Source organism: Crassaminicella indica (genome assembly GCF_019203185.1).
Lineage (GTDB): Bacteria > Bacillota > Clostridia > Peptostreptococcales > Thermotaleaceae > Crassaminicella > Crassaminicella indica.
The window spans coordinates 541,369-561,522 of the sequence record NZ_CP078093.1; the positions used below are offsets into that span (position 1 = coordinate 541,369).

Consider the following 20,154-nt stretch of genomic DNA (forward strand, 5'->3'; position numbering starts at 1 on the left):
AAAACTTACTGAAATTTCATGAAAAATACGTTAAGAACCTTCATTGTTTGAACGAAGTGAGTTTTGAAGGTTTAGTATTTTTTCATGAAATGAAGTTTTGTTTTTTCAAAAGTTATCTGGAATGAACTATCTTTTATATTTCATTTTAAAGTTGTTTACCTATATATATAAATTCTTAAAAACAGAAAGGAGGAAAATAATGGATGTCAAACAAGTATTAAAAGAAATGATAGAAAATCCTAGCGTCTCAGGCTTTGAAAGCTCTATGGCTAATAGGATTGAAGCCTATTTAAAGGATATAACAGATAATATCAAAAGAGATAAACTAGGAAATCTAATCGCTTATAAAAAAGGTACTGCAAAAAATCCTATTAAAATTATGTTAGCTGCGCATATGGATGAAATCGGTCTTATGGTAAAGGATATTGACAAAAATGGATTCATCAAGGTTACCAATATTGGTGGAGTAGATCAAAGAACTCTTCTTGCTCAGGAAGTAATCATTCATGGAAAAAAAGATTTATTTGGCGTTATTGCTACAAAAGCACCTCACCTTCAAACTCCTGAAGAACGAAAGAGTGCTGTAGCAATAGAAGATTTACTTATCGATATTGGACTTACAAAAGAGGAAGCTGAACAATTCATAAGTATTGGTGATCCTATTACCATAAATAGACAAATGATTCCTCTACTAGGAGATACAATTGCAGGCAAAGCCCTTGATGATAAAGCTGGGATTGCTGCAATGATAGAATGCTTTAGAGAACTAAAAAAAATAAATCATCAATGTGATGTTTTTGGAGTAGCGACAGTCCAAGAAGAAGTAGGAACTAGAGGAGCTATAGTAAGTACTTTTGGCATATCCCCCCATATTGGCATCGCTGTAGATGTAGGTTTTGGAAAAACTCCAGAATTATCTAAAGATGATACCCTAGAGTTAGGAAAAGGTCCAGGTATTACTTTAGGTGCAAATATTCATCCAAAAATACATAAAAGATTCAAAGAAATTGCAAAAGAATATAATATTCCATTTCAAATTGAATTAAGTCCTGGTAACTCTGGAACAGATGCTCAATCTATGCAAATCACCCAGTCTGGCGTAGCAACTGGTGTACTCTCTATTCCTCTTAGGTATATGCATACCTCTGTTGAAACAATCAACCTACAAGATATAAAAAATACAGGCAGACTACTTGCTTATTTTATTGCAAGCTTAGATGATGAGGATTTGGAGGGATTTTTATGCTTCTAAAAAAGCTTTGCGAGCTTTCTGGTGTTTCAGGAAATGAAAAAGAAGTAAGAGACTTTATTTATGAGGAAATAAAACCTTATGTAGATGAAATAAAAATTGATTTTTTAGGAAATCTTATTGCAATAAAAAAAGGAAAAGAAAACTACCCATCTATCATGCTCTCAGCACATATGGATGAAGTAGGCATGATGGTAAAAGCTATTGATGAAAATGGATTTATTAAGTTCCTACCTGTAGGGGGTATGGATGATCGTATTTTTGTTTCCAAAGTAGTTGAAATCGGTAAAAATAAAATTAAGGGTGTCATTGGTGCGAAGGCCATTCATCTTCAAGAACCAGAAGAAAGAAAAAAAGCCCTAAAGTACAAAGAGCTTTACATAGATATTGGTGCAAGTTCAAAGGAAGAAGCTGAAAAATTAGTTTCAAGAGGAGATTATATTCATTTTGTAAGCAATTATACAGAGTTTGGCAACCATCTTATAAAGGCTAAAGCTTTAGATGACAGAGCAGGCTGTGCAATGATAATGGAAATACTTAAAAACGAATATAACTCTACAATTTATGCAGTATTTTCTGTACAAGAAGAAGTAGGATTGCGTGGTGCTGGAGTTGCAGCCTATAGACTAAATCCTGATATGGCTCTTGTACTTGAAGGAACTACTTGCTACGATGTAACAGATATAGATGAGCCAGATTTTGCTACTCGTCTAGGTGCAGGACCTGCCATTTCATTAGTAGACAGCGGTTCATATTTTGACAAAAATATAATTAAAAAATTATTGCAAATTGCAAAAGATCATAAGATCAATATACAATTTAAACAAACAACAAAAGGAGGAAATGATGCAGGAAGAATCCATTTAACAAGAAATGGCATTCCCACCTCAGCTATTTCTGTCCCATGTAGATATCTTCACTCTCCTATTTCTGTAATTCACAAGGAGGATTTTGAAAACGCAATAAAGCTTGTAGCTCTTTTCCTTGAATCAGTAAAAAAGGAGGATAACAATGAATAGCGAATTATTAAAAAAACTTACTAATGCGTACGGTCCTGCAGGAAATGAAGAACAGATTCGTCATCTGATTCAAACTGAAATTCAGGATTATGTAGATGAAATAAGCGTTGATAGAATGGGAAATCTTATAGCCATTAAAAGAGGAAATGGAAAACGCGTGATGCTTGCCAGCCATATGGATGAAATTGGTGTTATCATAACAGGTATTACAGATGAAGGATTCTTAAGATTCTCAAATATAGGAGGAGTTTCTCCATATATTTCTCTTAGTCAAAGAGTTTTATTCTCTAATAAAACCATAGGCATCATAGGCATGGAGCATTTAGAGGATATGAAAAAGCTAAAGCTTGAGAAAATGTATATTGATATTGGTGCAAAAAATAAAGAAGAAGCACTAAAAAAAGTAAATATTGGAGATGTGGCTTCATTTTACAGCTCCTTTACAGCTCTTGGCGATTTTATTACTGCAAAAGCTTTAGATGATCGAATTGGTTGTTTTATTGCCATCGAAACAATCAAAAACTTAAAAAATTCTCCAAATGAACTATACTTCGTCTTTACCGTTCAAGAGGAATTAGGTTTAAGAGGAGCAAAAACTGCTGCTTTTTCAGTAGATCCTGATATAGCTATTTCTATAGATGTTACAAGTACGGGAGATACCCCTCATGCAAAACACATGGCTGTTAAACTAGGAAGTGGTCCTGCTGTAAAAATAAAGGATCATTCATTACTTAGTCATCCTGCTGTTAAAAATCTAATGATTAATACAGCAAAAGAAAATAACATTCCTTATCAACTAGAAGTATTAGAATTTGGTGGTACAGACTCAGGATCAATACACTTAACTAGAAGTGGTGTTCCTTCAGGTGTTTTATCTATTCCTTGTAGATATGTTCACACCCCTTCAGAAATGGTTTCTAAAGAAGATGTAGAAAATGCTATTATTCTTTTGACGAAGATATTGGAAAATGAAATATAAAAAAAAAAACGTTCATACCAAATAACTTTTGAAAAAAACTATGTCAATCATATTGACATAGTTTTTATATAATCACTTCAAAAAATAAAATGGAGCGGAAGACGGGATTCGAACCCGCGACCCTCGCCTTGGCAAGGCGATGCTCTACCACTGAGCCACTTCCGCTTAATTATTGGTGCGGGTGGAGGGACTTGAACCCCCACGCACAAGGCGCTAGATCCTAAGTCTAGTGCGTCTGCCAATTCCGCCACACCCGCAAATACTAATATTTTTTAAAATAATAAAGTTAACACAATCGTGTTAACTAAAATTGGTGGGCGCAATAGGGATCGAACCTATGACCCCCTGCTTGTAAGGCAGGTGCTCTCCCAGCTGAGCTATGCGCCCAAAATGGTGACCCATCCGGGAATCGAACCCGGGTTACCGCCGTGAAAGGGCGGTGTCTTGACCGCTTGACCAATGGGCCTTAATGGCTCCAAGGGTGGGACTCGAACCCACAACCTATCGGTTAACAGCCGAGTGCTCCACCATTGAGCTACCTTGGAACACAAACCAGCGGCGACCTACTCTCCCAAGGCGTCTCCGCCTAAGTACCATCAGCGCTGAAGGGCTTAACTTCTGTGTTCGGTATGGGAACAGGTGTGACCCCTTCGCTATTGCCACTGGATTACTATATTATACCCTCAAAACTAAACAATGCATATTTTGGTCAAGCCCTCGACCTATTAGTATCGGTCAGCTAAAGACATTACTGCCCTTACACCTCCGACCTATCAACCAGATCGTCTTTCTGGGGTCTTACTGGATTAACTCCATGGGAAATCTTATCTTAAGGGGGGCTTCGCGCTTAGATGCCTTCAGCGCTTATCCCTTCCGTACATAGCTACTCAGCTGTGCCACTGGCGTGACAACTGATGCACCAGAGGTACGTCCATCCCGGTCCTCTCGTACTAAGGACAGCTCCTCTCAAATTTCCTACGCCCACAGCGGATAGGGACCGAACTGTCTCACGACGTTCTGAACCCAGCTCGCGTGCCTCTTTAATGGGCGAACAGCCCAACCCTTGGGACCTACTTCAGCCCCAGGATGAGACGAGCCGACATCGAGGTGCCAAACCTCCCCGTCGATGTGGACTCTTGGGGGAGATAAGCCTGTTATCCCCGGGGTAGCTTTTATCCGTTGAGCGATGGCCCTTCCACTCGGAACCACCGGATCACTAAGCCCGACTTTCGTCCTTGCTCGACCTGTGTGTCTCGCAATCAAGCTCCCTTCTGCCTTTGCACTCTTCGCGCGATTTCCGACCGCGCTGAGGGAACCTTTGGGCGCCTCCGTTACTCTTTAGGAGGCGACCGCCCCAGTCAAACTGCCCACCTGACAGTGTCCCAAAGCTGGATTCACAGCTTATGGTTAGAACTTCAGTATTACAAGAGTGGTATCCCAACGTCGACTCCACACACACTGGCGTGCATGCTTCTCAGTCTCCCACCTATCCTGTACATGTAATACCAAAATCCAGTGTCAGGCTACAGTAAAGCTCCACGGGGTCTTTCCGTCCTGCTGCGGGTAACCGGCATCTTCACCGGTACTACAATTTCACCGAGTCTATTGTTGAGACAGTGCCCAAATCGTTACGCCTTTCGTGCGGGTCGGAACTTACCCGACAAGGAATTTCGCTACCTTAGGACCGTTATAGTTACGGCCGCCGTTTACTGGGGCTTAAGTTCTGTGCTTCACTTTCGTTAACACTTCCCCTTAACCTTCCAGCACCGGGCAGGCGTCAGCCCCTATACATCGTCTTTCGACTTAGCAGAGACCTGTGTTTTTGCTAAACAGTCGCTTGGGCCTATTCTCTGCGGCCACCTCGGGCTTGCACCCTAACGTGGCACCCCTTCTCCCGAAGTTACGGGGTCATTTTGCCGAGTTCCTTAACAATAGTTCTCTCGCTCGCCTTAGGATTCTCTCCTCACCTACCTGTGTCGGTTTGCGGTACGGGCACCTACAATCTCGCTAGAGGCTTTTCTTGACAGTGTGGAATCAGTAAGTTCGCTACTTGTTTTTCGCTCCCCATCACGTCTCAGAATTATCGAAACGGATTTGCCTATCTCGACTTCCTAAACGCTTGGACGCACACAACCAACGGTGCGCTTAACCTATCCTCCTGTGTCACCCCATTGCTCAAACGATTTTCGGTGGTACAGGAATTTCAACCTGTTGTCCATCGCCTACGACTTTCGTCCTCGGCTTAGGTCCCGACTAACCCTGAGTGGACGAACCTTCCTCAGGAAACCTTAGGTTTTCGGCGGGCAGGATTCTCACCTGCCTCTCGCTACTCATGCCAACATTCTCTCTTGTATACAGTCCACTGCTCCTTACGGTACAGCTTCAACCCGTATACAATGCTCCCCTACCCATCCCAAAGGGATGCCGTAGCTTCGGTGACAGGTTTGAGCCCCGGTAATTTTCGGCGCAGGATCACTCGACTAGTGAGCTATTACGCACTCTTTGAATGAATGGCTGCTTCTAAGCCAACATCCTAGTTGTCTATGCAATCCCACATCCTTTTCCACTTAACCTGTACTTAGGGACCTTAGCTGACGGTCTGGGCTGTTTCCCTCTCGACTATGAATCTTATCACACATAGTCTGACTCCTAAAATTATGATTACGGCATTCGGAGTTTGATAGTCTTCGGTAACCGGTGAGGGCCCCTAGGACATTCAGTGCTCTACCTCCGTATCACAACTTTTAAGGCTAGCCCTAAAGCTATTTCGGGGAGAACCAGCTATCTCCGAGTTCGATTGGAATTTCTCCGCTATCCACAAGTCATCCCAGCCTTTTTCAACAGACATGGGTTCGGTCCTCCACGAAATTTTACTTCCGCTTCAACCTGCTCATGGATAGGTCACCCGGTTTCGGGTCTACGGCATACAACTAAAATCGCCCTATTCAGACTCGCTTTCGCTGCGGCTCCGTAGCATAACTACTTAACCTTGCTGCATACCGTAACTCGTTGGCCCGTTCTACAAAAAGTACGCGGTCGTTCATAAAAAGAACTTCCACTGCTTGTAAACATAGGGTTTCAGGTTCTATTTCACTCCCCTCCCGGGGTTCTTTTCACCTTTCCCTCACGGTACTATGCGCTATCGGTCACCAGGTAGTATTTAGCCTTGGGGGGTGGTCCCCCCTGCTTCCCACAAGGTTTCACGTGTCTCGTGGTACTCTGGAGTATACTCGAAAGTCTTCTTGTTTCGCCTACAGGACTATTACCTTCTACGGTGAGCCTTTCCAGACTTCTTCGACTACAATACCTCTTTCTTAATGAGTATATCCACAACCCCTAAAGAAAATTCTTTAGGTTTGGGCTAGTCCCCTTTCGCTCGCCGCTACTTAGGGAATCGAGTTTTCTTTCTCTTCCTCAGGGTACTTAGATGTTTCAGTTCCCCTGGTATGCCTACCATTACCTATGGATTCAGTAATGGTTACTTAAGTATTACCTTAAGTAGGTTTCCCCATTCGGAAATCCCCGGATCAACGCTTGCTTGCAGCTACCCGAGGCTTATCGCAGCTTACCACGTCCTTCATCGGCTCCTGGTGCCAAGGCATCCGCCCTATGCTCTTTATAGCTTGACCAGTAAAAATTGTATTTTATATGCATTGTTCAGTTTTCAAAGTACATGTGGTGGAGACGAGGGGGATCGAACCCCTGACCCCCTGCGTGCAAGGCAGGTGCTCTCCCAGCTGAGCTACGTCCCCATAATTAACTTTTGAAGGTTTGATCCTTCAAAACTATACAGTATAAGTTAAGCCTTTCTCCTTAGAAAGGAGGTGATCCAGCCGCACCTTCCGATACGGCTACCTTGTTACGACTTCACCCCAGTTATTGATTTCACCTTCGGCAGCTTCCTCCATAAGGTTAGATAGCTGACTTCGGGTGCCCCCAACTCCCGTGGTGTGACGGGCGGTGTGTACAAGACCCGGGAACGCATTCACCGCGGCATTCTGATCCACGATTACTAGCAACTCCAGCTTCATGTGGGCGAGTTGCAGCCCACAATCCGAACTGAGACTGGCTTTTAGGATTTGCTCCAGATTACTCCTTCGCTTCCCGTTGTACCAGCCATTGTAGCACGTGTGTAGCCCAGAACATAAGGGGCATGATGATTTGACGTCATCCCCACCTTCCTCCGAGTTATCCCCGGCAGTCTCTCTAGAGTGCCCATCCGAAATGCTGGCAACTAAAGACAAGGGTTGCGCTCGTTGCGGGACTTAACCCAACATCTCACGACACGAGCTGACGACAACCATGCACCACCTGTCTCTCTGTCCCCGGAGGGATTTCACCGATTAAGGTTAATGCAGAGGATGTCAAGTCCTGGTAAGGTTCTTCGCGTTGCTTCGAATTAAACCACATGCTCCGCTGCTTGTGCGGGTCCCCGTCAATTCCTTTGAGTTTCAGTCTTGCGACCGTACTCCCCAGGCGGAGTGCTTAATGCGTTAGCTGCGGCACCGAAGGGATGAACCTCCGACACCTAGCACTCATCGTTTACGGCGTGGACTACCAGGGTATCTAATCCTGTTCGCTCCCCACGCTTTCGTGCCTCAGCGTCAGTTACAGTCCAGAGAGTCGCCTTCGCCACTGGTGTTCCTCCTAATATCTACGCATTTCACCGCTACACTAGGAATTCCACTCTCCTCTCCTGCACTCAAGCCAATAAGTTTCCAAGGCTTACTACGGTTGAGCCGTAGCCTTTCACCCCAGACTTTATCGGCCGCCTACGCACCCTTTACGCCCAGTGATTCCGGATAACGCTCGCCCCCTACGTATTACCGCGGCTGCTGGCACGTAGTTAGCCGGGGCTTCCTCCTAAGGTACCGTCAGTTTTCTTCCCTTAGGACAGAGTTTTACGACCCGAAGGCCTTCATCACTCACGCGGCGTTGCTGCATCAGGCTTTCGCCCATTGTGCAATATTCCCCACTGCTGCCTCCCGTAGGAGTCTGGACCGTGTCTCAGTTCCAGTGTGGCCGATCACCCTCTCAGGTCGGCTACTGATCGTTGCCTTGGTGAGCCGTTACCTCACCAACTAGCTAATCAGACGCGGGCCCATCCTATACCGCTAAAGCTTTGACTCATGTACCATGCGATACTAGAGCTTTATCAGGTATTAATCCCGGTTTCCCGAGGCTATCCCTGTGTATAGGGCAGGTTGCCCACGCGTTACTCACCCGTCCGCCGCTTTCCACTAATCAAATCTCCCGAAGGATCATTGACAGCTTCTCGCTCGACTTGCATGTGTTAGGCACGCCGCCAGCGTTCATCCTGAGCCAGGATCAAACTCTCAAATAAAAGAATTCGAATTGAACGTTTCTCGTTTATAACGAGTATCTGGCTTAATTTCTTACACTGTATAGTTTTCAAAGATCAAATGGTGCCCAGAGGCGGAATCGAACCACCGACACGGGGATTTTCAGTCCCCTGCTCTACCGACTGAGCTATCTGGGCATTTTGGTCGAGGTGGCAGGATTTGAACCCGCGGCCCTCTGGTCCCAAACCAGATGCGCTACCAAACTGCGCTACACCTCGATATTTTTTCATGTGGCGGAGGGGGTGGGATTCGAACCCACGGCCCCTTGCGGAGTCACTGGTTTTCAAGACCAGCTCCTTAAACCACTCGGACACCCCTCCGTATTTGGTGACCCATCCGCGGCTCGAACGCGGGACACCTTGATTAAAAGTCAAGTGCTCTACCGACTGAGCTAATGGGTCTAGTATGGCGGGTCCACAGGGACTCGAACCCCGGACACACGGCTTAGAAGGCCGTTGCTCTATCCAGCTGAGCTATGAACCCATATTGGTGCGGGTGGAGGGACTTGAACCCCCACGCACAAGGCGCTAGATCCTAAGTCTAGTGCGTCTGCCAATTCCGCCACACCCGCGATATAAAATTTGGTGGAGGAGAGTGGATTCGAACCACTGAAAGCTTAGCTAACGGATTTACAGTCCGCCCCCTTTGGCCACTCGGGAACTCCTCCTAATTCTTTGGAGCTGGCGAAGGGAATCGAACCCCCAACCTGCTGATTACAAGTCAGCTGCTCTACCGTTGAGCCACACCAGCACATTTATTGGCGACCCGGAAGGGGCTCGAACCCTCGACCTCCAGCGTGACAGGCTGGCATTCTAACCAACTGAACTACCGGGCCATAATCAAATTTTAATGGTGGGCGCAATAGGGATCGAACCTATGACCCCCTGCTTGTAAGGCAGGTGCTCTCCCAGCTGAGCTATGCGCCCAAAATGGTGACCCATCCGGGAATCGAACCCGGGTTACCGCCGTGAAAGGGCGGTGTCTTGACCGCTTGACCAATGGGCCTTAATGGTTGCGGAGGCAGGATTTGAACCTACGACCTTCGGGTTATGAGCCCGACGAGCTGCCAGCTGCTCCACTCCGCGATATTTTGGTGCCGGGGACCGGAATCGAACCGGTACGGTCTGTAAGGACCGCAGGATTTTAAGTCCTGTGCGTCTGCCAGTTCCGCCACCCCGGCATTCTTTGGCTCCAAGGGTGGGACTCGAACCCACAACCTATCGGTTAACAGCCGAGTGCTCCACCATTGAGCTACCTTGGAACACAAACCAGCGGCGACCTACTCTCCCAAGGCGTCTCCGCCTAAGTACCATCAGCGCTGAAGGGCTTAACTTCTGTGTTCGGTATGGGAACAGGTGTGACCCCTTCGCTATTGCCACTGGATTTTTTGAGGACAAGATATATTTTATCTCGTTTTTCGCAGTTTGTCAACACTTTTTTTAAAGAATTTGCATTTTTTTAATCCTACACAAATCCTTATACATACTAATGTTGAGTTAAGACGAAATTTATTTTACCACCTTGCTAGAATTTTGTCAACTGCTTTTTTATACCCTCAAAACTAAACAATGCATATTTTGGTCAAGCCCTCGACCTATTAGTATCGGTCAGCTAAAGACATTACTGCCCTTACACCTCCGACCTATCAACCAGATCGTCTTTCTGGGGTCTTACTGGATTAACTCCATGGGAAATCTTATCTTAAGGGGGGCTTCGCGCTTAGATGCCTTCAGCGCTTATCCCTTCCGTACATAGCTACTCAGCTGTGCCACTGGCGTGACAACTGATGCACCAGAGGTACGTCCATCCCGGTCCTCTCGTACTAAGGACAGCTCCTCTCAAATTTCCTACGCCCACAGCGGATAGGGACCGAACTGTCTCACGACGTTCTGAACCCAGCTCGCGTGCCTCTTTAATGGGCGAACAGCCCAACCCTTGGGACCTACTTCAGCCCCAGGATGAGACGAGCCGACATCGAGGTGCCAAACCTCCCCGTCGATGTGGACTCTTGGGGGAGATAAGCCTGTTATCCCCGGGGTAGCTTTTATCCGTTGAGCGATGGCCCTTCCACTCGGAACCACCGGATCACTAAGCCCGACTTTCGTCCTTGCTCGACCTGTGTGTCTCGCAATCAAGCTCCCTTCTGCCTTTGCACTCTTCGCGCGATTTCCGACCGCGCTGAGGGAACCTTTGGGCGCCTCCGTTACTCTTTAGGAGGCGACCGCCCCAGTCAAACTGCCCACCTGACAGTGTCCCAAAGCTGGATTCACAGCTTATGGTTAGAACTTCAGTATTACAAGAGTGGTATCCCAACGTCGACTCCACACACACTGGCGTGCATGCTTCTCAGTCTCCCACCTATCCTGTACATGTAATACCAAAATCCAGTGTCAGGCTACAGTAAAGCTCCACGGGGTCTTTCCGTCCTGCTGCGGGTAACCGGCATCTTCACCGGTACTACAATTTCACCGAGTCTATTGTTGAGACAGTGCCCAAATCGTTACGCCTTTCGTGCGGGTCGGAACTTACCCGACAAGGAATTTCGCTACCTTAGGACCGTTATAGTTACGGCCGCCGTTTACTGGGGCTTAAGTTCTGTGCTTCACTTTCGTTAACACTTCCCCTTAACCTTCCAGCACCGGGCAGGCGTCAGCCCCTATACATCGTCTTTCGACTTAGCAGAGACCTGTGTTTTTGCTAAACAGTCGCTTGGGCCTATTCTCTGCGGCCACCTCGGGCTTGCACCCTAACGTGGCACCCCTTCTCCCGAAGTTACGGGGTCATTTTGCCGAGTTCCTTAACAATAGTTCTCTCGCTCGCCTTAGGATTCTCTCCTCACCTACCTGTGTCGGTTTGCGGTACGGGCACCTACAATCTCGCTAGAGGCTTTTCTTGACAGTGTGGAATCAGTAAGTTCGCTACTTGTTTTTCGCTCCCCATCACGTCTCAGAATTATCGAAACGGATTTGCCTATCTCGACTTCCTAAACGCTTGGACGCACACAACCAACGGTGCGCTTAACCTATCCTCCTGTGTCACCCCATTGCTCAAACGATTTTCGGTGGTACAGGAATTTCAACCTGTTGTCCATCGCCTACGACTTTCGTCCTCGGCTTAGGTCCCGACTAACCCTGAGTGGACGAACCTTCCTCAGGAAACCTTAGGTTTTCGGCGGGCAGGATTCTCACCTGCCTCTCGCTACTCATGCCAACATTCTCTCTTGTATACAGTCCACTGCTCCTTACGGTACAGCTTCAACCCGTATACAATGCTCCCCTACCCATCCCAAAGGGATGCCGTAGCTTCGGTGACAGGTTTGAGCCCCGGTAATTTTCGGCGCAGGATCACTCGACTAGTGAGCTATTACGCACTCTTTGAATGAATGGCTGCTTCTAAGCCAACATCCTAGTTGTCTATGCAATCCCACATCCTTTTCCACTTAACCTGTACTTAGGGACCTTAGCTGACGGTCTGGGCTGTTTCCCTCTCGACTATGAATCTTATCACACATAGTCTGACTCCTAAAATTATGATTACGGCATTCGGAGTTTGATAGTCTTCGGTAACCGGTGAGGGCCCCTAGGACATTCAGTGCTCTACCTCCGTATCACAACTTTTAAGGCTAGCCCTAAAGCTATTTCGGGGAGAACCAGCTATCTCCGAGTTCGATTGGAATTTCTCCGCTATCCACAAGTCATCCCAGCCTTTTTCAACAGACATGGGTTCGGTCCTCCACGAAATTTTACTTCCGCTTCAACCTGCTCATGGATAGGTCACCCGGTTTCGGGTCTACGGCATACAACTAAAATCGCCCTATTCAGACTCGCTTTCGCTGCGGCTCCGTAGCATAACTACTTAACCTTGCTGCATACCGTAACTCGTTGGCCCGTTCTACAAAAAGTACGCGGTCGTTCATAAAAAGAACTTCCACTGCTTGTAAACATAGGGTTTCAGGTTCTATTTCACTCCCCTCCCGGGGTTCTTTTCACCTTTCCCTCACGGTACTATGCGCTATCGGTCACCAGGTAGTATTTAGCCTTGGGGGGTGGTCCCCCCTGCTTCCCACAAGGTTTCACGTGTCTCGTGGTACTCTGGAGTATACTCGAAAGTCTTCTTGTTTCGCCTACAGGACTATTACCTTCTACGGTGAGCCTTTCCAGACTTCTTCGACTACAATACCTCTTTCTTAATGAGTATATCCACAACCCCTAAAGAAAATTCTTTAGGTTTGGGCTAGTCCCCTTTCGCTCGCCGCTACTTAGGGAATCGAGTTTTCTTTCTCTTCCTCAGGGTACTTAGATGTTTCAGTTCCCCTGGTATGCCTACCATTACCTATGGATTCAGTAATAGTTACTTAAGTATTACCTTAAGTAGGTTTCCCCATTCGGAAATCCCCGGATCAACGCTTGCTTGCAGCTACCCGAGGCTTATCGCAGCTTACCACGTCCTTCATCGGCTCCTGGTGCCAAGGCATCCGCCCTATGCTCTTTATAGCTTGACCAGTAAAAATTGTATTTTATATGCATTGTTCAGTTTTCAAAGTACATGTGGTGGAGACGAGGGGGATCGAACCCCTGACCCCCTGCGTGCAAGGCAGGTGCTCTCCCAGCTGAGCTACGTCCCCATAATTAACTTTTGAAGGTTTGATCCTTCAAAACTATACAGTGTAAGTTAAGCCTTTCTCCTTAGAAAGGAGGTGATCCAGCCGCACCTTCCGATACGGCTACCTTGTTACGACTTCACCCCAGTTATTGATTTCACCTTCGGCAGCTTCCTCCATAAGGTTAGATAGCTGACTTCGGGTGCCCCCAACTCCCGTGGTGTGACGGGCGGTGTGTACAAGACCCGGGAACGCATTCACCGCGGCATTCTGATCCACGATTACTAGCAACTCCAGCTTCATGTGGGCGAGTTGCAGCCCACAATCCGAACTGAGACTGGCTTTTAGGATTTGCTCCAGATTACTCCTTCGCTTCCCGTTGTACCAGCCATTGTAGCACGTGTGTAGCCCAGAACATAAGGGGCATGATGATTTGACGTCATCCCCACCTTCCTCCGAGTTATCCCCGGCAGTCTCTCTAGAGTGCCCATCCGAAATGCTGGCAACTAAAGACAAGGGTTGCGCTCGTTGCGGGACTTAACCCAACATCTCACGACACGAGCTGACGACAACCATGCACCACCTGTCTCTCTGTCCCCGGAGGGATTTCACCGATTAAGGTTAATGCAGAGGATGTCAAGTCCTGGTAAGGTTCTTCGCGTTGCTTCGAATTAAACCACATGCTCCGCTGCTTGTGCGGGTCCCCGTCAATTCCTTTGAGTTTCAGTCTTGCGACCGTACTCCCCAGGCGGAGTGCTTAATGCGTTAGCTGCGGCACCGAAGGGATGAACCTCCGACACCTAGCACTCATCGTTTACGGCGTGGACTACCAGGGTATCTAATCCTGTTCGCTCCCCACGCTTTCGTGCCTCAGCGTCAGTTACAGTCCAGAGAGTCGCCTTCGCCACTGGTGTTCCTCCTAATATCTACGCATTTCACCGCTACACTAGGAATTCCACTCTCCTCTCCTGCACTCAAGCCAATAAGTTTCCAAGGCTTACTACGGTTGAGCCGTAGCCTTTCACCCCAGACTTTATCGGCCGCCTACGCACCCTTTACGCCCAGTGATTCCGGATAACGCTCGCCCCCTACGTATTACCGCGGCTGCTGGCACGTAGTTAGCCGGGGCTTCCTCCTAAGGTACCGTCAGTTTTCTTCCCTTAGGACAGAGTTTTACGACCCGAAGGCCTTCATCACTCACGCGGCGTTGCTGCATCAGGCTTTCGCCCATTGTGCAATATTCCCCACTGCTGCCTCCCGTAGGAGTCTGGACCGTGTCTCAGTTCCAGTGTGGCCGATCACCCTCTCAGGTCGGCTACTGATCGTTGCCTTGGTGAGCCGTTACCTCACCAACTAGCTAATCAGACGCGGGCCCATCCTATACCGCTAAAGCTTTGACTCATGTACCATGCGGTACTAGAGCTTTATCAGGTATTAATCCCGGTTTCCCGAGGCTATCCCTGTGTATAGGGCAGGTTGCCCACGCGTTACTCACCCGTCCGCCGCTTTCCACTAATCAAATCTCCCGAAGGATCATTGACAGCTTCTCGCTCGACTTGCATGTGTTAGGCACGCCGCCAGCGTTCATCCTGAGCCAGGATCAAACTCTCAAATAAAAGAATTCGAATTGAACGTTTCTCGTTTATAACGAGTATCTGGCTTAATTTCTTACACTGTATAGTTTTCAAAGATCAAATTTTTACTCAATCGCCGTTCAGCGACTTTTTTATATTAGCACTTTTTGTCGAATCTGTCAAGCACTTTTTTTATTAATTCTTTGTGCTTTTCATCAGCGACAAAATATATTTTACCATCTCATCTCAAGCATGTCAACTAGAAATTTTTTCTAGCTTTCAAAAACTATTCTCTAAATGAGACAAGTAATACTATACCATCATACATGAATACAGTCAATACTTTTTTTATGGTATTTTATGTATTTACACAACACTTATTTGAACAAATTGCATATTGCATAAAACTTACGCTAAATCCGAATAAAAAAACTCAATTCTCTTAAAGACAAAATGAAGTCTATTGTATATGCAAAAAGCTTTTATAAATAATTAAACTTTGAAGTTGGATCCCTATAGGTAAACAACTTCAAAACGAAATATAAAAGATAGTTCATTCCAGATAACTTTTGAAAAAACTAAACTTCATTTCATGAAAAAATACTAAACCTTCAAAACTCACTTCGTTCAAACAATGAAGGTTCTTAACGTATTTTTTATGAAATTTCAGTAAGTTTTTTTACAAAAGTTATCGAAGTCATTCACTTATCTTTATATATTTCTTTTTTTATGTTGAAGTTGTTTACCTATATATATAAAATGGATTTAATGAAAAAAAGTTTTATATTGAAAGAAAAAATTTTGTTCCTTTCCATTGAAAAAAATCATATATTCATATATATTATCTATAAATCTTTATTCCATAAAAGGAGGTTTCTCATGCTATCTTCAAAGTTAAAAGAAATTACCCCTTCTTTTACTATAGGAATCAGCACAAAAGTAAAAGAACTCAAAGGTCAAGGACAAGATATTATTAATTTAAGTATTGGAGAACCAGATTTTTTAACACCTCAAGCTGCTAAAACTAATGCTATAAAAGCAATAAATACGAATAAAACAAAGTATGATTCAGCAGCTGGATTACTCACATTACGTAAAGCTATTCAAAACAAACTTCAAGTTGAAAACAATATTTCATATGAATTAGATGAAATTATTGTATCAAATGGTGCAAAGCATGCTATTACTAATACACTTATTGCTTTATTAGATCATGGTGACGAAGTGATTATTCCTAAACCTTATTGGGTTAGTTATCCTGAAATGGTTAAGCTTGTAGGAGGCAAACCTATTTTTATGGATACAAAAAAGGAAAATCATTTCAAGGTTACACCTAAAGCTATTGAACATATTATTACTCCTAAAACGAAAATGATTTTTATTACAACCCCTTCTAATCCAACAGGAGCTGTATATTCAAAAGAAGAATTAAAAAGAATTGTTGATGTTTGTCTTAAGCACAATATCTATATTTTATCAGATGAAATATATGAAAAAATTTGTTACACTAATTCTTTTGTGAGTATAGCTTCGTTATCTGATGAAGCAAAAAATATCACCATTACCATTAATGGACTTTCTAAATCTGCCGCTATGACTGGATGGAGAATTGGATACTCTGCTACAAATAAAACATTAGCAAAGGCTATTGCTACTGTACAAGGTCATCTCGTATCCCATCCTAGTACTATTTCCCAATGGGCTGCTGTTTCTGCTTTAAATTCCTGTCATACAGAAATGGTTGAAATGATAAATACTTATCAAGCCAGAAGAGATTTAGCTGTAGAAGCACTCAAAAAAATTAAAGAGCTTGAATTTATTGAACCTCAAGGCGCTTTCTATTTGTTTATTGATATATCCAAACTAAAAAATAAATTGAAATGGAATAATAGCTTTTCTGTTGCTTTTTCCGATATGTTATTAAACAAAGGAAAGGTTGCCGTTGTTCCAGGAATCGCCTTTGGAATGGATGATTTTATTCGTATCTCCTACGCATGTGATACAGAAGAATTATTAGAAGGAATAAGCCGAATTCAAGCTTTTATAGAAAACCTATAATACGATAAAAAGAACACTACTTTATTTTTAAAGAGTGTTCTTTTATGTTTATAATATAAAAAAAATGTGAATAACTTTAAATTTTCTATATACTTATCCACAGTATTTTCTAAAAATTGTTGATTTATCTTTCAATAATAAAAAAATAAAAAAAAGACCTAAAACGAACCCGTTTCGTCCTAAGTCCTTTATATAACCAGCGGCGACCTACTCTCCCAAGGCGTCCCCGCCTAAGTACCATCAGCGCTGAAGGGCTTAACTTCTGTGTTCGGTATGGGAACAGGTGTGACCCCTTCGCTATTGCCACTGGATTATTATATATACCCTCAAAACTAAACAATGCATATTTTGGTCAAGCCCTCGACCTATTAGTATCGGTCAGCTAAAGACATTACTGCCCTTACACCTCCGACCTATCAACCAGATCGTCTTTCTGGGGTCTTACTGGATTAACTCCATGGGAAATCTTATCTTAAGGGGGGCTTCGCGCTTAGATGCCTTCAGCGCTTATCCCTTCCGTACATAGCTACTCAGCTGTGCCACTGGCGTGACAACTGATGCACCAGAGGTACGTCCATCCCGGTCCTCTCGTACTAAGGACAGCTCCTCTCAAATTTCCTACGCCCACAGCGGATAGGGACCGAACTGTCTCACGACGTTCTGAACCCAGCTCGCGTGCCTCTTTAATGGGCGAACAGCCCAACCCTTGGGACCTACTTCAGCCCCAGGATGAGACGAGCCGACATCGAGGTGCCAAACCTCCCCGTCGATGTGGACTCTTGGGGGAGATAAGCCTGTTATCCCCGGGGTAGCTTTTATCCGTTGAGCGATGGCCCTTCCACTCGGAACCACCGGATCACTAAGCCCGACTTTCGTCCTTGCTCGACCTGTGTGTCTCGCAATCAAGCTCCCTTCTGCCTTTGCACTCTTCGCGCGATTTCCGACCGCGCTGAGGGAACCTTTGGGCGCCTCCGTTACTCTTTAGGAGGCGACCGCCCCAGTCAAACTGCCCACCTGACAGTGTCCCAAAGCTGGATTCACAGCTTATGGTTAGAACTTCAGTATTACAAGAGTGGTATCCCAACGTCGACTCCACACACACTGGCGTGCATGCTTCTCAGTCTCCCACCTATCCTGTACATGTAATACCAAAATCCAGTGTCAGGCTACAGTAAAGCTCCACGGGGTCTTTCCGTCCTGCTGCGGGTAACCGGCATCTTCACCGGTACTACAATTTCACCGAGTCTATTGTTGAGACAGTGCCCAAATCGTTACGCCTTTCGTGCGGGTCGGAACTTACCCGACAAGGAATTTCGCTACCTTAGGACCGTTATAGTTACGGCCGCCGTTTACTGGGGCTTAAGTTCTGTGCTTCACTTTCGTTAACACTTCCCCTTAACCTTCCAGCACCGGGCAGGCGTCAGCCCCTATACATCGTCTTTCGACTTAGCAGAGACCTGTGTTTTTGCTAAACAGTCGCTTGGGCCTATTCTCTGCGGCCACCTCGGGCTTGCACCCTAACGTGGCACCCCTTCTCCCGAAGTTACGGGGTCATTTTGCCGAGTTCCTTAACAATAGTTCTCTCGCTCGCCTTAGGATTCTCTCCTCACCTACCTGTGTCGGTTTGCGGTACGGGCACCTACAATCTCGCTAGAGGCTTTTCTTGACAGTGTGGAATCAGTAAGTTCGCTACTTGTTTTTCGCTCCCCATCACGTCTCAGAATTATCGAAACGGATTTGCCTATCTCGACTTCCTAAACGCTTGGACGCACACAACCAACGGTGCGCTTAACCTATCCTCCTGTGTCACCCCATTGCTCAAACGATTTTCGGTGGTACAGGAATTTCAACCTGTTGTCCATCGCCTACGACTTTCGTCCTCGGCTTAGGTCCCGACTAACCCTGAGTGGACGAACCTTCCTCAGGAAACCTTAGGTTTTCGGCGGGCAGGATTCTCACCTGCCTCTCGCTACTCATGCCAACATTCTCTCTTGTATACAGTCCACTGCTCCTTACGGTACAGCTTCAACCCGTATACAATGCTCCCCTACCCATCCCAAAGGGATGCCGTAGCTTCGGTGACAGGTTTGAGCCCCGGTAATTTTCGGCGCAGGATCACTCGACTAGTGAGCTATTACGCACTCTTTGAATGAATGGCTGCTTCTAAGCCAACATCCTAGTTGTCTATGCAATCCCACATCCTTTTCCACTTAACCTGTACTTAGGGACCTTAGCTGACGGTCTGGGCTGTTTCCCTCTCGACTATGAATCTTATCACACATAGTCTGACTCCTAAAATTATGATTACGGCATTCGGAGTTTGATAGTCTTCGGTAACCGGTGAGGGCCCCTAGGACATTCAGTGCTCTACCTCCGTATCACAACTTTTAAGGCTAGCCCTAAAGCTATTTCGGGGAGAACCAGCTATCTCCGAGTTCGATTGGAATTTCTCCGCTATCCACAAGTCATCCCAGCCTTTTTCAACAGACATGGGTTCGGTCCTCCACGAAATTTTACTTCCGCTTCAACCTGCTCATGGATAGGTCACCCGGTTTCGGGTCTACGGCATACAACTAAAATCGCCCTATTCAGACTCGCTTTCGCTGCGGCTCCGTAGCATAACTACTTAACCTTGCTGCATACCGTAACTCGTTGGCCCGTTCTACAAAAAGTACGCGGTCGTTCATAAAAAGAACTTCCACTGCTTGTAAACATAGGGTTTCAGGTTCTATTTCACTCCCCTCCCGGGGTTCTTTTCACCTTTCCCTCACGGTACTATGCGCTATCGGTCACCAGGTAGTATTTAGCCTTGGGGGGTGGTCCCCCCTGCTTCCCACAAGGTTTCACGTGTCTCGTGGTACTCTGGAGTATACTCGAAAGTCTTCTTGTTTCGCCTACAGGACTATTACCTTCTACGGTGAGCCTTTCCAGACTTCTTCGACTACAATACCTCTTTCTTAATGAGTATATCCACAACCCCTAAAGAAAATTCTTTAGGTTTGGGCTAGTCCCCTTTCGCTCGCCGCTACTTAGGGAATCGAGTTTTCTTTCTCTTCCTCAGGGTACTTAGATGTTTCAGTTCCCCTGGTATGCCTACCATTACCTATGGATTCAGTAATAGTTACTTAAGTATTACCTTAAGTAGGTTTCCCCATTCGGAAATCCCCGGATCAACGCTTGCTTGCAGCTACCCGAGGCTTATCGCAGCTTACCACGTCCTTCATCGGCTCCTGGTGCCAAGGCATCCGCCCTATGCTCTTTATAGCTTGACCAGTAAAAATTGTATTTTATATGCATTGTTCAGTTTTCAAA

4 protein-coding genes, 21 tRNA genes and 8 rRNA genes are annotated in these 20,154 nt (G+C 45.7%); 4 read left to right on the plus strand and 29 right to left on the minus strand.

The genetic code is table 11. The features are described 5' to 3' along the window. The first annotated feature begins 199 nt into the window (after window positions 1-199). From KVH43_RS02560 to KVH43_RS02570, 3 genes are read left to right on the plus strand one after another with little or no spacing between them, the layout of a single operon-like run. Entirely contained in the window at window positions 200-1,252 is a 1,053-nt protein-coding gene (locus tag KVH43_RS02560; RefSeq protein WP_218283348.1) for a M42 family metallopeptidase, read from the plus strand. Next, on the plus strand, window positions 1,243-2,268 hold the full coding sequence (locus tag KVH43_RS02565; protein WP_218283349.1) for a M42 family metallopeptidase: 1,026 nt from the start codon (window positions 1,243-1,245) through the stop codon (window positions 2,266-2,268). Before KVH43_RS02560 ends, KVH43_RS02565 begins: the two co-directional genes overlap by 10 nt. Next, window positions 2,261-3,247: a M42 family metallopeptidase gene (locus KVH43_RS02570; protein WP_218283350.1), complete on the plus strand. Its 987-nt coding sequence runs from the start codon at window positions 2,261-2,263 to the stop codon at window positions 3,245-3,247. Before KVH43_RS02565 ends, KVH43_RS02570 begins: the two co-directional genes overlap by 8 nt. 90 nt (window positions 3,248-3,337) lie before the next feature. On the opposite strand, the gene KVH43_RS02575 is transcribed toward KVH43_RS02570, so the two are convergent. The 27 genes from KVH43_RS02575 to KVH43_RS02705 all read right to left on the minus strand — a co-directional run bounded on the left by KVH43_RS02575 (window position 3,338) and on the right by KVH43_RS02705 (window position 14,826). Beyond that, a tRNA-Gly gene (locus KVH43_RS02575) sits at window positions 3,338-3,412 on the minus strand. Between the two features lie 8 nt (window positions 3,413-3,420). Beyond that, window positions 3,421-3,504, minus strand: a tRNA-Leu gene (locus KVH43_RS02580). A 54-nt stretch (window positions 3,505-3,558) separates the two neighbouring features. Next, window positions 3,559-3,634, minus strand: a tRNA-Val gene (locus KVH43_RS02585). A gap of 4 nt (window positions 3,635-3,638) precedes the next feature. Beyond that, window positions 3,639-3,713: transfer RNA gene (locus KVH43_RS02590), tRNA-Glu, on the minus strand. A 4-nt stretch (window positions 3,714-3,717) separates the two neighbouring features. After that, window positions 3,718-3,792, minus strand: a tRNA-Asn gene (locus tag KVH43_RS02595). A 5-nt stretch (window positions 3,793-3,797) separates the two neighbouring features. Then, window positions 3,798-3,914 (minus strand): 5S ribosomal RNA (rrf, locus tag KVH43_RS02600). 38 nt (window positions 3,915-3,952) lie between these two features. Next, window positions 3,953-6,876 (minus strand): 23S ribosomal RNA (locus KVH43_RS02605). A 47-nt stretch (window positions 6,877-6,923) separates the two neighbouring features. After that, window positions 6,924-6,999: transfer RNA gene (locus KVH43_RS02610), tRNA-Ala, on the minus strand. A 65-nt stretch (window positions 7,000-7,064) separates the two neighbouring features. Beyond that, window positions 7,065-8,591, minus strand: a 16S ribosomal RNA gene (locus KVH43_RS02615). An 80-nt stretch (window positions 8,592-8,671) separates the two neighbouring features. Continuing rightward, window positions 8,672-8,747: transfer RNA gene (locus KVH43_RS02620), tRNA-Phe, on the minus strand. Between the two features lie 4 nt (window positions 8,748-8,751). Next, window positions 8,752-8,828 (minus strand) — tRNA-Pro (locus KVH43_RS02625). A 13-nt stretch (window positions 8,829-8,841) separates the two neighbouring features. Continuing rightward, a tRNA-Ser gene (locus KVH43_RS02630) sits at window positions 8,842-8,930 on the minus strand. A 5-nt stretch (window positions 8,931-8,935) separates the two neighbouring features. Beyond that, window positions 8,936-9,011, minus strand: a tRNA-Lys gene (locus tag KVH43_RS02635). Window positions 9,012-9,016: 5 nt separating this feature from the next. Then, window positions 9,017-9,093, minus strand: a tRNA-Arg gene (locus tag KVH43_RS02640). A gap of 4 nt (window positions 9,094-9,097) precedes the next feature. Next, window positions 9,098-9,181 (minus strand) — tRNA-Leu (locus tag KVH43_RS02645). A gap of 11 nt (window positions 9,182-9,192) precedes the next feature. Then, window positions 9,193-9,277, minus strand: a tRNA-Tyr gene (locus KVH43_RS02650). Window positions 9,278-9,285: 8 nt separating this feature from the next. Then, window positions 9,286-9,360: transfer RNA gene (locus KVH43_RS02655), tRNA-Thr, on the minus strand. Between the two features lie 8 nt (window positions 9,361-9,368). Next, a tRNA-Asp gene (locus KVH43_RS02660) sits at window positions 9,369-9,445 on the minus strand. Window positions 9,446-9,460: 15 nt separating this feature from the next. Beyond that, window positions 9,461-9,536 (minus strand) — tRNA-Val (locus tag KVH43_RS02665). A gap of 4 nt (window positions 9,537-9,540) precedes the next feature. Further along, window positions 9,541-9,615: transfer RNA gene (locus KVH43_RS02670), tRNA-Glu, on the minus strand. A gap of 4 nt (window positions 9,616-9,619) precedes the next feature. Further along, window positions 9,620-9,695: transfer RNA gene (locus tag KVH43_RS02675), tRNA-Met, on the minus strand. 6 nt (window positions 9,696-9,701) lie between these two features. Further along, window positions 9,702-9,790 (minus strand) — tRNA-Leu (locus KVH43_RS02680). A 6-nt stretch (window positions 9,791-9,796) separates the two neighbouring features. Then, window positions 9,797-9,871, minus strand: a tRNA-Asn gene (locus KVH43_RS02685). A 5-nt stretch (window positions 9,872-9,876) separates the two neighbouring features. Beyond that, a 5S ribosomal RNA gene (rrf, locus tag KVH43_RS02690) occupies window positions 9,877-9,993 on the minus strand. 194 nt (window positions 9,994-10,187) lie between these two features. After that, window positions 10,188-13,111: ribosomal RNA gene (locus KVH43_RS02695) — 23S ribosomal RNA — on the minus strand. A 47-nt stretch (window positions 13,112-13,158) separates the two neighbouring features. Further along, window positions 13,159-13,234 (minus strand) — tRNA-Ala (locus KVH43_RS02700). Window positions 13,235-13,299: 65 nt separating this feature from the next. After that, window positions 13,300-14,826, minus strand: a 16S ribosomal RNA gene (locus KVH43_RS02705). The 16S, 23S and 5S rRNA genes sit together here with 21 tRNA genes alongside, the layout of an rRNA operon. Window positions 14,827-15,663: 837 nt before the next feature. On the opposite strand from KVH43_RS02705, the gene KVH43_RS02710 reads away from it, so the two are divergent. Continuing rightward, window positions 15,664-16,842, plus strand: coding sequence for a pyridoxal phosphate-dependent aminotransferase (locus tag KVH43_RS02710; protein ID WP_218283351.1), 1,179 nt, complete (start codon window positions 15,664-15,666; stop codon window positions 16,840-16,842). Window positions 16,843-17,036: 194 nt separating this feature from the next. Here KVH43_RS02710 and rrf (KVH43_RS02715) read toward each other — a convergent pair. Further along, window positions 17,037-17,153: ribosomal RNA gene (gene rrf / locus KVH43_RS02715) — 5S ribosomal RNA — on the minus strand. A gap of 37 nt (window positions 17,154-17,190) precedes the next feature. After that, window positions 17,191-20,114 (minus strand): 23S ribosomal RNA (locus KVH43_RS02720). Window positions 20,115-20,154 lie beyond the last annotated feature (40 nt).

Excerpts from the sequence above, each read along its gene's own strand:
- KVH43_RS02570 (WP_218283350.1), top strand. The coding sequence starts at position 2,261 with ATGAATAGCGAATTATTAAAAAAACTTACTAATGCGTACGGTCCTGCA.
- KVH43_RS02560 (WP_218283348.1), top strand. The coding sequence starts at position 200 with ATGGATGTCAAACAAGTATTAAAAGAAATGATAGAAAATCCTAGCGTC.
- KVH43_RS02710 (WP_218283351.1), top strand. The coding sequence starts at position 15,664 with ATGCTATCTTCAAAGTTAAAAGAAATTACCCCTTCTTTTACTATAGGA.
- KVH43_RS02565 (WP_218283349.1), top strand. The coding sequence starts at position 1,243 with ATGCTTCTAAAAAAGCTTTGCGAGCTTTCTGGTGTTTCAGGAAATGAA.